12 protein-coding genes are annotated in these 12,858 nt (G+C 68.5%); 5 read left to right on the forward strand and 7 right to left on the reverse strand.

Features of this window, described 5'->3' with window-relative positions; genetic code table 11:
* Positions 1–52: 52 nt before the first annotated feature.
* From QO010_RS08095 to QO010_RS08105, 3 genes are read right to left on the reverse strand one after another with little or no spacing between them, the layout of a single operon-like run.
* Positions 53–511 carry a flagellar basal body protein gene (locus QO010_RS08095; RefSeq protein WP_307348060.1) on the reverse strand — a complete coding sequence of 153 codons (459 nt, stop codon included), beginning with the start codon at positions 509–511 and terminating at the stop codon, positions 53–55.
* The gene (locus QO010_RS08100; RefSeq protein ID WP_370873729.1) at positions 501–860 is read right to left on the reverse strand and encodes a rod-binding protein; all 360 of its coding nucleotides are present in this window, start codon (positions 858–860) and stop codon (positions 501–503) included. The genes QO010_RS08095 and QO010_RS08100 overlap by 11 nt, the downstream gene beginning before the upstream one ends.
* Positions 860–1,963: a flagellar basal body P-ring protein FlgI gene (locus QO010_RS08105; RefSeq protein ID WP_307348063.1), complete on the reverse strand. Its 1,104-nt coding sequence runs from the start codon at positions 1,961–1,963 to the stop codon at positions 860–862. The genes QO010_RS08100 and QO010_RS08105 overlap by 1 nt, the downstream gene beginning before the upstream one ends.
* Positions 1,964–2,146: 183 nt before the next feature.
* Here QO010_RS08105 and fliX point away from each other — a divergent pair, with 183 nt between their 5' ends.
* From fliX to gltX, 3 genes are all read left to right on the forward strand, one after another.
* Positions 2,147–2,578, forward strand: a complete 432-nt coding sequence (gene fliX, locus QO010_RS08110) for a flagellar assembly regulator FliX (protein ID WP_307348065.1) — start codon at positions 2,147–2,149, stop codon at positions 2,576–2,578.
* 93 nt (positions 2,579–2,671) lie between these two features.
* Positions 2,672–3,100 carry an RNA polymerase-binding protein DksA gene (gene dksA, locus QO010_RS08115; protein ID WP_307348068.1) on the forward strand — a complete coding sequence of 143 codons (429 nt, stop codon included), beginning with the start codon at positions 2,672–2,674 and terminating at the stop codon, positions 3,098–3,100.
* Positions 3,101–3,308: 208 nt separating this feature from the next.
* Complete coding sequence (gltX, locus tag QO010_RS08120) at positions 3,309–4,655, forward strand: glutamate--tRNA ligase (protein WP_307348069.1); 1,347 nt, start codon at positions 3,309–3,311, stop codon at positions 4,653–4,655.
* 15 nt (positions 4,656–4,670) lie between these two features.
* Here the strand turns inward: gltX and QO010_RS08125 are convergent, their stop codons facing one another.
* The gene (locus QO010_RS08125) at positions 4,671–4,973 is read right to left on the reverse strand and encodes a CC_3452 family protein (protein WP_307348070.1); all 303 of its coding nucleotides are present in this window, start codon (positions 4,971–4,973) and stop codon (positions 4,671–4,673) included.
* Between the two features lie 70 nt (positions 4,974–5,043).
* Complete coding sequence (locus tag QO010_RS08130; protein WP_307348072.1) at positions 5,044–5,643, reverse strand: LOG family protein; 600 nt, start codon at positions 5,641–5,643, stop codon at positions 5,044–5,046.
* 106 nt (positions 5,644–5,749) lie between these two features.
* On the opposite strand from QO010_RS08130, the gene QO010_RS08135 reads away from it, so the two are divergent.
* Complete coding sequence (locus tag QO010_RS08135; protein WP_307348074.1) at positions 5,750–6,541, forward strand: hypothetical protein; 792 nt, start codon at positions 5,750–5,752, stop codon at positions 6,539–6,541.
* Positions 6,542–6,621: 80 nt separating this feature from the next.
* Positions 6,622–8,382 (forward strand): ABCB family ABC transporter ATP-binding protein/permease, encoded by a 1,761-nt coding sequence (locus QO010_RS08140; RefSeq protein ID WP_307348638.1) that lies wholly within the window; start codon positions 6,622–6,624, stop codon positions 8,380–8,382.
* A 3-nt stretch (positions 8,383–8,385) separates the two neighbouring features.
* Here the strand turns inward: QO010_RS08140 and QO010_RS08145 are convergent, their stop codons facing one another.
* Together QO010_RS08145 and QO010_RS08150 are read right to left on the reverse strand one after the other, a co-directional pair.
* The gene (locus tag QO010_RS08145; protein WP_307348075.1) at positions 8,386–11,652 is read right to left on the reverse strand and encodes an efflux RND transporter permease subunit; all 3,267 of its coding nucleotides are present in this window, start codon (positions 11,650–11,652) and stop codon (positions 8,386–8,388) included.
* A 33-nt stretch (positions 11,653–11,685) separates the two neighbouring features.
* Positions 11,686–12,765 (reverse strand): efflux RND transporter periplasmic adaptor subunit, encoded by a 1,080-nt coding sequence (locus tag QO010_RS08150; RefSeq protein WP_307348077.1) that lies wholly within the window; start codon positions 12,763–12,765, stop codon positions 11,686–11,688.
* Positions 12,766–12,858 lie beyond the last annotated feature (93 nt).

A 12,858-nucleotide genomic window follows, 5' to 3' on the forward strand; every position in this document is an offset into this window, starting at 1 on the left:
TTGCGCGGACACCCACCATTCCAGCAGATGGCTCCGCTGTCCCAGGTTTTCTTCAGGCGCTCTTGTTCAGCGTGATCGCCCGGGCGTCGGCGGTGCGGTTCGTCGCGCCGGGGCCGTAGCCGGAGGCTTCGTTGCGCTGGGTGGCGACCTCCTCGGCGATGGCGCGGACCAGGCCTTCGGTGACGGTCTTGGCGGCTTCCAGCGCCCGGCCCTGGCGGGCCAGCACCGCGTCGAAGGCCTCGGTGGCGCGGATCAGCTTCAGGCGCTTCTCACGCGGGGCGGCGCCGACCAGGCTGGGGTCGGCCCGGACCCGGGCGGACTCATGCCGGTAGAGGTTGGCCAGGCGCGAGGTCTCGTCCAGATGCCGGGCGGCGTCCTGCGGGCGGCGCTGCTCGAAGGCCTGGGCTTCCAGGGCGATCAGCTCGGTCAGCCGCTCGGTCAGCAGGATCAGTTGATCGACGCGGACGACGGCGTCCCCCTCGCTGGGCGAAATTGGGGTTTCAAGCGACATTGGCGGTGACCTGCGGCTGGGTAGGCGTGGGGGCGGGTTGGTCGGTGAGACCCTGCAGCTTGAGCATCTCGCGCTGCACGACGGCGGCGATGCCCAGGCCGCCGGCCTTGACGGTCTGCTTGGCGATGGCGTCGGTCAGGAAGGACCTGAACATCTGCTCGCCCTGGCCGCCGCCGAACGGGGCGTCGGCGTCGGTTCCCTGGAACATCGACTGCAGCATGATGCCCAGGAACTGGCCCTCGAAGGCCTCGGCGGTCTTGCCGATCTTGCCGCGGGTGGCGAGCTCAGCGGTGGACATGGGCCTGGTCGCGCCGAGCATGTCGACAGGAGTGGTGAGGGGGCTTGTCATCACATCACTTCGATGTCGGCCTGCAGGGCGCCCGCCGCCTTGATGGCCTGGAGGATGGAGATCATGTCGCGCGGGCTGACCCCCAGGGCGTTGAGGCCCTTGACCAGGCTGGCCAGCGAGGCGCCGTCCTTGAGGGTGATCAGCCGGCGGCCCTTCTCCTCGTCGACATTGAGGTTCGACTGCGGGACGAGGGTGGTCTGGCCCTGGCTGAAGGGGGCCGGCTGGCTGACGCCGGGATTTTCCTGGACCTGGATGGTCAGGTTCCCCTGGGCGATGGCGACGGTGGAGATGCGCACGTCGTCGCCCATGACGATGACCCCGGCGACCTCGTCGATGATCACCTTGGCGGGGGTGTCGGTCTGGACCTCCAGGGTCTCGACCTGGGTGACGAAGCTGACCATGTCCATGCCCGGCGGCGGGCGGATGCTGATGATGGTGGGGTTCTCGGCGACCGCGCAGCCGGGGAAGCGGGCGTTGACCGCCTGGGCGATGCGCTGGGCGGTGGTGAAGTCGGGATTGCGCAAGGTCATGCGCATCACGCCCATCGAGGCCAGCTGGAAGCCGGTTTCTTTTTCGATCAGCGCCCCGCCGGCGATGCGGCCCGCGGTGGGAACGCCCTTGCTGACCGAGCTGCCCGAGGCGCCGGACGCCGAGACCGAACCGGTCTGCACCGAGCCCTGCGCCACGGCGTAGGCGTCGCCGGTGCTGGCGAACAGCGGGGTGACCAGCAGGGTGCCGCCCTGCAGGCTCTTGGCGTCGCCCATCGAGGAGACGGTGACGTCGATCGGCGAGCCCGCGGCGGCGAAGGCGGGCAGCTTGGCCGTGACCATGACCGCGGCGACATTCTTGGTGTTGAGGTTGGCGTCCCGGACATTCATGCCCAGACGCTCGAGCATGGTCTCCTGGGACTGCTTGGTCATCGGCGAGTTGCGCAGGTTGTCGCCGGTGCCGTTCAGGCCCACGACCAGGCCATAGCCGACCAGGACGTTGTCCCGTACGCCCTCGAATTCGACTATATCCTTGATGCGCGAGGCGGCGCAGGCCGGCTGGGCGGCGAAGAGGCCGGCCAGGATGATCGCGAAGGCTGCCAGAATACGACGCATGATGCTCCCACAACGCAGAGTCCGGGGGTAACCATGCCAGAACCGGGCCAGGGGAAACCTTTGTGAAAACAGTGCGTTGAATCGGGTGAGTTCTCCTGGCGGCAGAAATTGCCCGGCATTAACCATGCCGCAAGGCTGTCGGCGCAGGTTGAGGCTCAAGTTGTCGGAGCGTTGCGTCAGAGCATGAAGGTCCAGGGCCCCAGCGGGCTATCGTCCACCACCGGCGGCAAGGCCGGCGGCAAGGCTGCGGCGACGGGCTTCAGCCTGGGCGCCACGGCGGGCGCCAGCGGACCGGCCGCCGCGGCGCGGACCGGCGGCGTCAGCGGCGTCGCCTCGGTGGATGCGCTACTGGCCCTGCAGGAAATGGGCGGGCCGCTGGAGCGCCGCCGGCGGGCGGTGGGCCGGGCCGGACGAATCCTGGATGTGCTGGACGATGTGAAGATCGCGCTGATCGATGGCGAGGTGACGCCCATGGCCATGGACCGCCTGATGCGGGCCATCCGGGCCGAGCGAGACACCACCGACGATCCCCGTCTGGAGGGGATTCTGAACGAGATCGAGACCCGGGCGGCGGTCGAACTGGCCAAGCTCGAACGGGCGAGGCCTGCGGCATGAACACGCGCCGAACGCGAGGTTCATTGATCGTGCAAATGCTTTTGTTATAAGGCCGCGCTCGCAACGAGCGCGCGTATGGGGGCGTGAGGCGTCATGCAGACGGCTGCGGTTCTGACTAAGGAAGATGGCTATCGTCCAACGGACGATGAGCCGTTCATGAACGAGCGTCAGCTCGAGTATTTCAAACAGAAGTTGCTGGACTGGAAGGAAGACATCCTCCGCGAATCCCGCGAGACGGTGTCCCATCTCCAGAAAGAGACCGAGAATCATGCCGACCTGGCCGATCGCGCCTCGTCGGAGACTGATCGGTCTCTTGAACTTCGCACCCGCGACCGGCAACGGAAACTGATCTCGAAGATCGACGAGGCTCTGCGTCGAATCGAGGAAGGCGCCTACGGCTATTGCGAGGAGACGGGGGAACCCATCGGCCTCGCGCGGCTGGAAGCCCGCCCGATCGCCACGCTGAGCGTCGAGGCCCAGGAGCGTCACGAACGACGCGAACGGGTCCATCGGGACGACTGACACGCGGCCGGGACATGTTCCCGGCCGTTTTTCATCCTCCCCCTCTGGGGGGAGGTGGCCGCGAAGCGGACGGAGGGGGACCCCGCCGGACGATTTCGCGCTGACCTGCGGTGCGGCTGCCCCCAAGGGGGGAGCATGGCGCTGCCCGGTCTTGACTTAGCGCCCTCGAAAGCCGACCTACCCCGCCTCTGACGAGGAACGATTTTCCATGACCGTACGGGTCCGTTTCGCCCCGTCGCCGACGGGGCGTCTGCATGTCGGCAATATCCGCACCGGCCTGATCAACTGGCTGTTCGCCAAGGGGCAGCACGGCGAGGAGGGCGGCGTCTTTGTGCTGCGCATCGACGACACCGATCTGGAGCGCTCGACCAAGGAATACGAGACCGGCATCGAGACCGATCTGACCTGGCTGGGCATGACCTGGGACGAGCGCCACCAGCAGTCGGCGCGCTTCCCCGTCTATACCCAGGCCGTCGAGCGCCTGAAGGCCGCCGGGCGGCTGTATCCGGCCTATGAGACCCAGGTCGAGCTGGACCTGCGCCGCAAGGTGCAGCTCAGCCAGGGCCTGCCGCCGGTCTATGACCGCGCCGCGCTCAAGCTCAGCGAAGCCGACCGCAAGGCGCTGGAGGCCGAGGGCCGCAAGCCGCACTGGCGCTTCCGCCTGGAAGGCAAGCGGGTGAAGTGGAACGACCTGGCGCGCGGGCCGTGCGAGGTCGACACCACCTCGCTGTCCGATCCGGTGCTGATCCGCGAGGACGGGGCCTTCCTCTACACCCTGCCATCCGTGGTCGATGACATCGACATGGCCATCACCCACGTGATCCGCGGCGAGGACCACGTCACCAACACCGGCGTGCAGATCGAGATCTTCGAGGCGCTGGGGGCCAAATCCCCGGAATTCGCCCACACCACCCTGCTGGTCGGCTCGGACGGGGCGGGGCTCTCCAAGCGGCTGGGCTCGCTGTCGATCATGGATCTGCGCGAGCAGGGCTATGAGCCGCTGGCCATCGTCAGCCATCTGGCCCGGATCGGCACCTCCGACCCCATGGAGCCGGCCGGTTCGATCGAGGAGCTGGCCGCCGCCTTCCAGTTCGGCAAGATGGCCCGCCATCCGGGCCGCTACGATTTCGAGGACCTGGCGCGGATGAACGCGGCGGTGCTGCACGCCATGGACTACGCCAGCGCCCAGCCCCGGCTGCAGAATCTGGGCGCGGACCTGGGCGAAACCTTCTGGCTGGCCATCCGCTCCAACCTCTCGCGCTTCGCCGACGCCAGCCTGTGGGCGCGCGTGGTCGGTGGAACCGCCACCCCCATCGTCGAGGATCAGGCCTTCCTGAGCCAGGCGGCGGCGCTGTTGCCGCAAACGCTGGACGGCGAGACCTGGCATGCCTGGACCGAGGCGGTGAAGGCCGCCACCGGGGCCAAGGGCAAGGGCCTTTACGCGCCGCTGCGCCGGGCCCTGACGGGCGAGGAACGGGGCCCGGAAATGGGGCCACTGCTGGCCCTGATCGGTCGTGAGAAGGCGTTGAAGCGGCTGGCCGGCGAACCGGCCTAGCCGCCTCTCACGCTACTAGGACTTGGCGTTGCAGGCCGCCAGCGCCTCGGCGCTGAGCGCCGTGCCCTGCCAGCTGAAGGCCGTCACTTCACCCAGTTGACCCGATAGGGTCTTGCAGGCCGCATCGGCGTCGGTGGTCTTGACCTTGGCGGCCCGGCAGACCGTCATCTTGCACTGCCACAGGTTGCCGTCCTGCATCAGGTGGTCGCGCGAGGTCTTGGTCTTGAGGGTCAGCCAGGCGGCCGAAGGCGGCTGGGCCGCGCTGACGGCGCCGGCCAGGGCCATCGCCCCGGCCAGGCCGAGTACAAAGCTACGCATGCTACTTCTCCTTATCCCCGCGCCGGAGGGGAGTCCGGCGCTTGGACATAGGGTGCGTTGCGAATAGAAACTATGTCAAGTGTGTGGCGTCGACCACCGACGGCATGGCCCGCAATTCTGCTTCAAGGGCGGGCAGGATTTCTGCGACCGTGTCCACCGAGGTCCAGGACCGCTCGAACCCGGCGGGGGACAGCTTCTCGGAAATGGTGTGGTGCAGCAGGTCGAACAAGGGCTGCCAGAAGCCGCGCGGGTTGAAGAAGACGATGGGCTTGGCGTGCAGGGCCAGCCGCCGCCAGGACAACAGCTCGATGACTTCTTCCAGGGTGCCGATGCCGCCCGGCAGGATGATGTAGGCGTCCGAGGCGTCGTACATCATCGTCTTGCGCTGGTGCATGGTCTCGACGACCACGGTCTCGACGACGTCCAGCTGGCGCTCGGCCGCGACCAGGAACTGGGGAATCACCCCCAGCACATCGCCGCCGGCTTCGTGGGCGGCCCGGGCGCTGGCGCCCATCAGGCCCACGCCGCCGCCGCCATAGACCAGCCGCACCTTGGCGGCGGCCAGGACGCGGCCCAGATCGGCCGCCGCGGCGAGGAAGGCGGGGTCGGCGTCGTTCGAGGATCCGCAGAACACGCAGACCGAATCCAGACGCCTGGACTCGTTTGCCATTTGATCTGGCCTCAAGAACAGGGTGAGACGGAAACGGCGCGCTTGCGGGCGCGCCGTGCCGATACGACATACATGATCCGCTGTCGCGCGAAGGGTTTCAAGCACCGTGTCGATTCGAACCATCCTGCCGGCGCTGTTGCTGCTGGCCTGCGCGGGCTGCGGCGGACCGTCGGCGACCGATCCGGCGCGTGATCCGGCCCGCTCGAACGTCGCCGCCTATCTGAAGCCGGCCGGCGTGCTGACCGCCCAGGCCGGCCGTGACGGCGCCTTCCGCATCGAGGGGGTGGCCCTGCCGGGCTCACGGGTGCAGCTGTCGCCGGTCGGCGGCGGCGGCGTCGTCAGCGCCGTGGCGGACGCGGAAGGGCATTGGAGCCTGGTGGCCCCGCCCGCCGCGGGGGTCAGGCTGTTCCTCGTGCAGATGACCCATGGCCAGCGCACGGTTGTGGGCGAGGGGATGCTGATGCTGGCCCCCGACGGCCGGTCGGCCGAGCTGCGACCCAGCTCCGCCAGCAAGGTGCTGGCGCCGGTGACGGCGTCGCCCAGGATTTTTTCCGTGGACTTCGATGGCGGCGGTGGAGCGGTGATTGGCGGGGTGGCGACGGCCGGCAGCGGCATGAATATCCGGGTCGATCACCGGGCCAGCGGCAATGTCACCGTCGACGCCCAGGGCCGGTTCGTGGCGGCGATCGGCCGCCTTAGCGAGGGCTCGCATCTGATCGACGTCTCGGGCGAGGCCGGACAGGATCAGATCGTCATCAGCGCCAGCCGCGCCGCGCCGCTGGCGGGCGGCCAGTTCCGGGCCACGCGCCTGGACAGGGCCTGGCGGATCGACTGGATGACCCCGGCCGGCGGCTTGCAGTCCAGCATCGTGGTCGCCCGCGTGGAAACCGGCGCGTGACCCACGCCCACGTCGCTCGCATCGAAAGCGGTCCCAAGGAAGCGGCCGAGGCGGCGCGCAAGGTCAAGCCGCTGACCGCCATGGGCGACCTGCTGGGCCTGGTGCTGCGCTCCAGGGCCCCGGGCTTGCGCTGGCGGCTGACGGCGGCCCTGGGCCTGACCCTGGCGGGCAAGGTGTTGGGGGTGCTGGCCCCGCTGCTGCTCGGCGCGGCGGTCAACCATCTGGCCAAGGACCGGGGACCGGGCGCGGCGCTGGGACTGGGGTTTGCCGGCCTGATCATCGGCTGGGCGCTGATCCGCTTCATCGCCGGCGCCGCGCCCCAGGCCCGGGACGCCATCTTCACCCCCGTCGCCCAGGCGGCCCAGAGCCGCGCGGCGGTCGAGACCTTCGCCCACGCCCTGTCGATGTCGATCGACTACCACCAGACAAAGCGGACCGGGGCGCTGTCGCGGACCATCGACCGCGGCGCCCGGTCGGTGGATTTCCTGATCCGCAGCCTGATCTTCAACCTGGGTCCGACCTTCATCGAGCTGATCATCGCCGCCGGGGTGCTGGCCAAGGCCTATGACTGGCGGTTCGCGGCCACGGCGGTGATCACCATCCTGATCTATGGGGCCATGACCTTCGCCATCTCCGACTGGCGGATCGGCCATCGGCGGGCGCTGAACGAGGCCGACAGCGAGGCGGCCGGCCGGGCGGTCGACGCCCTGATCAACTACGAGACCGTCAAGGCCTTCGGGGCCGAGGACCGGGCCGTGGCCGGATACGAATGGGCGATGGAGGTCTACAACCGGGCCCAGATCAAGGCGACCAACAGCCTGAACCTGCTCAACGCCGCCCAGTCGGCGATCATGAGCCTGGGCCTGGCCATCATGGCGCTGATGGCGGGTGTGGAGGCAGAGGCCGGCCGCATGGGGCCGGGCGACGTCACCGCCTCGATCCTGATCCTGCTGGGCCTCTATGGCCCCCTGAACATCCTGGGCTTCGCCTACCGCGAAATCCGCCAGTCCTTCATCGACATGGAGGCGATGCTCGACCTGCGCCGCCAGCTGCCCGAGATCGCCGAGACGGCGAACGCTGTGGACCTGCCGCCGGCCCGGGAAGGGCAGGGGGGCGAGGTGACGTTCGATCAGGTCTCCTTCCGCCACGGGGCCCGCTCGGATGGGCTGATGGATGTCAGTTTCACGGCCGCGCCGGGAACGACCGTGGCCCTGGTCGGCCCTAGCGGCGCGGGCAAGACCACCCTGGTGCGGCTGGCGCTCAGAATGATCGACCCGCAGGCCGGCGCCGTGCGCATCGATGGCGTGGACCTGCGCGATCTCAAGTCGGCGAGCCTGCGCCGCGCGGTGGCCCTGGTGCCGCAGGACGTGGCCCTGTTCAACGACACCCTACAGTCCAACATCGCCTTTGGCCGGCCCGACGCCAGCCAGGCCGAGGTGATGGCGGCGGCCGAGGCGGCCGAGCTGACGGCCTTCATCGACAGCCTGCCCGACGGCATGGCCACCAAGGTCGGCGAGCGCGGACTGAAGCTATCCGGCGGCGAGCGCCAGCGGGTGGGTCTGGCCCGGGCCCTGCTGGCCGATCCGCGCGTGCTGATCCTGGACGAGGCCACCAGCGCCCTGGACAGCCGCACCGAGGCGGCCATCCAGGCCACCCTGCGCAAGGCCCGGCGGGGCCGCACGACCCTGGTGGTGGCCCACCGCCTGTCGACCGTGGCCGACGCCGACGAAATCCTGGTCCTGCGCCGTGGCCGGATCGTCGAGCGTGGCAGCCACGACGCCCTGCTGGCCTCGGGCGGCGAATACGCCGCCCTCTGGCGCAAGCAGACCCGGGACAGCTAGGCCCTACTCAGCCGCCCGGGAGAACTCGGGCTTGGCGTGCTCATGCACTTCCTCGTCCGCCCGCTCGCGTTCGTCCCAGCTGATCCGGCCGCGGGCGAAGTTCCAGACGTTGCGGAACCGGCGAGCCAGCACCTTGGGCGCGGCCAGGGCGGCCGGCGTCAGGAACAGGGTCAGCAGGGTGGAAAAGCTCAGACCCCAGACCACGGCGCCGGAGAGCTGCACCCACCATTCCGAGCCCGGCGACTTGTACTCGATCGTGCCGAGCTTGAAGTTGGGGTGGATCTGGAACATCAGCGGCAGCAGGCCCACCACGGTCACCAGGGTGGTCAGCATCACCGGCCGGAAGCGCTGGACGGCGGCGCGCATGGCGGCCTCGTCGGCCTCGTAGTTCTGCCTTCGCAGCTGATAGAAGGTGTCGACCAGCACGATGTTGTGGCCCACCACCACCCCGGCCAGGGCGACGATGCCCGTGCCCAACATGATGATCGAGATGTAGTCGAAGGTGTGCATGAAGTTCACGGCCACACCCAGGAACACCCCCATCGTTGACAGCACCACCGCCGACAGGGTGACCAGCACCCCGTAGAAGCTGTTGAACTGCCACAGCAGGATGGCGCCCATCATCACCAGGGTCGCCGCCATGGCGAGCATGAAGAACACGCCCGCCTTCTGGCCCTCTTCGTCGGCCCCGGTGAACTTCCAGTGGACGTTGTCGGGGATGTTGGCCTTCTCCAGCCACGGCTTCAGCTCGGCGATCTTCTGGTTGGCGGCCACGCCCTCGACGGTGTTGGCCTGCAGCACCACCAGCCGCTGGCTGTCGCGGCGCTGGATGCTGGTCACCTGCTGGCCCGGCACGCGCTTGATGAAATAGCTGGCCGGCACCGGGCCCTGGGCCGTGGTGATCTTCAGGCGGTCGAAGGCGGTCAGGTTGCGCTGGTCCGAGGGGAAGCGGACGCGGATGTCCAGCTCGTCCTCGGCGTCGTCGGGGCGGAAGCGGCCGACCAGCACGCCGTTGGTGACATACTGGATGGCCTGGCCGACGCTCAGCACATCGACGCCATAGCGGCCGGCGGCCTCGCGGTCGACGGTCAGGTTCCACTCGATGCCGGGCGAGGCGCGGTTATCCTCCTGCTCGAACAGCTGCTTGTCGCCGGCCAGCTTGGCCTTGATCAGGTCGGCGGCGCGGTTGAGGGCGACCGGGTCGCTGCTGCGCAGCTCGACCTGGACGTCCTTGCCCTGCGGCGGACCGCCCTGGGGCAGGGCGACCTCGGTCTCGATGCCCGACAGGCCTTCCAGGCGCTTACGGATGTCCTTGACGATGTCGTTGCCGCGGATGCCCAGTTCCTTGCGGTGCTCGAAATCGACGAAGGCGATGCGCAGGCGGCCGACGGAATCGTTGGGCGGACCGCCGCCCCGGCCGCCGCCGCCGTTGAACGGCCCAGCCGCGGTGTAGATCGACTCCATGCCCTTCAGGCCCACCAGCCGCTTCTCGACCTGGGCGACCAGGACGTTGTCGGCCTCGGGCGAGAGGTTGCCCCGCGCCTTGACCCAGACGGTCGCCCAGTCGGGCTCCTGGTCGAGGAAGAACTCGGTCCGGTGCGGGCCGGTGAAGCCCATGAGGCCGATGATCACGACGATCACCGCCACGGCCGCCAGGGTGACGATGCCGGGGGCGCGGCCGGCCGCCCACAGGGCGTTGGCGTACCAGCCCATGAAACCCTTCATCTGGCGCGGATCGCCCTCTTCGGACTTGCGGATCTCTTCCAGGTGTTGCTCGTCGACCCCGGCCTTGCGGCCCATCAACGAGCCCAGGGCCGGGGTGAAGATCAGGGCCACGAAGATCGAGGCGCCCAGCACGAAGAACAGGGTGATCGGCAGGAAGCTCATGAACTTGCCGGCGATCGAGTTCCAGAAGAAGAACGGCACGAAGGCGCAGAGCGTCGTCAGGGTGCCGTTGACCACCGGCCAGAACATGCGGGTGCCGGCCTGGGCGAAGGCCTCGTTCTTGTCGAGCCCCTCGGCCATTTTCCGGTCGGCGTACTCGACCACCACGATGCCGCCGTCGACCAGTATCCCCACGGCCAGGATCAGGCCGAACATCACCATCTGGTTGAGGGTGATGCCGAAGGCCTGCAGCATCAGGAAGGCCAGCATGAAGCACAGTGGAATGGCCAGGCCGACCATGATCCCCTGACGGATTCCCAGACTGGCGATGATGATGATCATCACCAGCAGGGTGGCGGTGATCAGCCCGCTCTCCAGAACGTTCAGGCCGCGCTCGATGAACTCGCTGTCGTCATAGGAGTAGGCGACCTTGATCGTCGACTTGATGGCGACCGGCCAGCCGCTCTGCTCCTGGGCCACCAGCTTGCGGACGTCCTTGACGGTGTCGAGCACGTTGGCGCCCGAGCGCTTGACCACGTCGATGGTGAAGGCCCGCTGGCCGTTGAAGCGGGTGATCCGGCTGGGTTCCTTGAAGGTGCGGCGCACCTCGCCGATGTCGCCCACCGTGATCAGCCGGTCGCCGTTCTTCTTGATCGGCAGGGCCAGGATGTCTTCGGGCTTTTCGACAACGCCCGGAATCTTGACCGCGAACCGGCTGTTGGCGGTCTGCAGGTTGCCGGCCGGGACCAGCTGGTTGTTGCGGCCGATGACCGCCGAAAGCTCGCCGACGGTGACGTTGGCGGCCTCCATCCGGGTGGGGTCGATGGTGACTTCCAGCAGCTCCTCACGGCCGCCGCCCAGCTCGGTGCGCAGCACGCCCGGCAGGGTCTCGATGCGGTCCTGCAGGTCGCGGGCGGTCTGGTAGAGGGCGCGCTCGGGCGTGTCGCCCGACAGCATCACGCCGATCACCGGATCGTCGTTGACGTTGTTCTCCTGGATGATCGGTTCCTTGGCGTCGGGCGGGAAATAGCCTCTCGCCAGGTCGACCTTGGCCCGCACGTCCTGCAGGACCTTGTCCTTGTTGAAGTTGACTTCGAACTCCAGAAGGATGGTCGCCGCGTTTTGGCTGGCGTAGGCGTTCATCTGCTTCAGGCCTTCCATGGACTGAAGCTCGCGTTCCATGGGCCGCACGAGCAGGCGCTCGGCGTCTTCCGGGCTGACGCCGGGATAGGGCACGGTGATGGCGATGAACGGCACGGGGATGTCCGGATTGGACTCCCGGGGCAGGCCCGCATAGGCGAACAGGCCGAAGATCGAGGCGACGAAGGCGACGCCCAGCACTACCTTGCGTCGCTTCAGGGCGCCGTGGATCAGAGCTGAGATCATCCCAAATTCTCCTGCAGGTTCGGGATCCCGGACCTAGCGGTCCGAGACCCTGACCTTCTGGCCTTCGGAAACATAGGCCTGGCCGACGGTGATGACCCGGACCGGGCCGCGCAGGCCCGAAATCCAGATGCCGTCGGGGGTCTCGTCCAGCACGGTGATGGGCGCGAAGGCGACAATCCCATCGGGCCGAACATAGCGCACTCCCTGGCGGCCCGCCGAATCCAGCACCAGGGCCGTGGCCGGGACCATCAGGGCCGGGCCAATGCCCGAACCGATCCGCGCCTCGGCCGAAAGGCCGGCGCGGGCGGCGGTCGGATTGCGGGCGGCGATCTCGATCCGATAGGTGCGGGTGGCCGGATCGGCGTCGCGGCCGACCGAGCGGACGACACCCGACAGTACTTCGCCCGACACCAGCTTGGCGGTGACCGGGGCGCCGATCTTGACCGTGCCGATATCGCTCTCCGACACGTCGACGATGATGACGATGGGGTCCAGCTCGATCATCGTGCCGCACTCGCCGCCGGGCGACAGATAGGTCCCGATCTCGGCGACGCGGTTGTCGAACACGCCCGAGAAGGGCGCGCGGATATTGACCTGCTCAAGCTGCACCTCGGCCTGCCGGACGGCGGCCTGGGCGGAATCGAGGTTGGCCTGGTCCTGCAGGACCTGGGTCGGCGAGCGGAAGCCCTGGTCGGCCAGCTTGGCGGAAGCCTCACGCTGCAGCTGGCGCATCTTCCAGTTGGCCCTGGCCTGGTCGAGGCTGGCCTGGCGGGCGTCGACGGCCAGGCGGCAGAGGACGGTCCCCTTCTTGACGAACCCGCCTTCGCGGGCCGGGGTGGCGGCCACCGGGCCGGCGGTTTCCGAGCGCACCGCAACGGTGCGGTTGGCCTCGGTATGGCCGCGCACGACAAGGCTGACCGGCCGCATCGTCTCCTGGACGATCGGGGCGGTGACCAGCGGGGTCACGGTCTTGCTGGCGGCCGCGGCGGCCTGGGCCTCGGCTTTTGCCTTGGCCTTGGTCTTGCCGGCGCTGGCGAACGACATGACCACCAGGAACAGGATCACGAACAGCACGATGCCGCCCGCGACAAGATAAGACGTTTTGATCCGCATAGAGCCAGCTTCCCGGGTAGCGCCCGGCGTCTCGGGCCGCGCGCGCGACCCGGCCACCCCGGGAACCTTGATCTGAACAGCGTTCTGATATGC

Source organism: Caulobacter ginsengisoli (assembly GCF_030814835.1).
GTDB classification, from domain to species: Bacteria; Pseudomonadota; Alphaproteobacteria; order Caulobacterales; family Caulobacteraceae; genus Caulobacter; species Caulobacter ginsengisoli.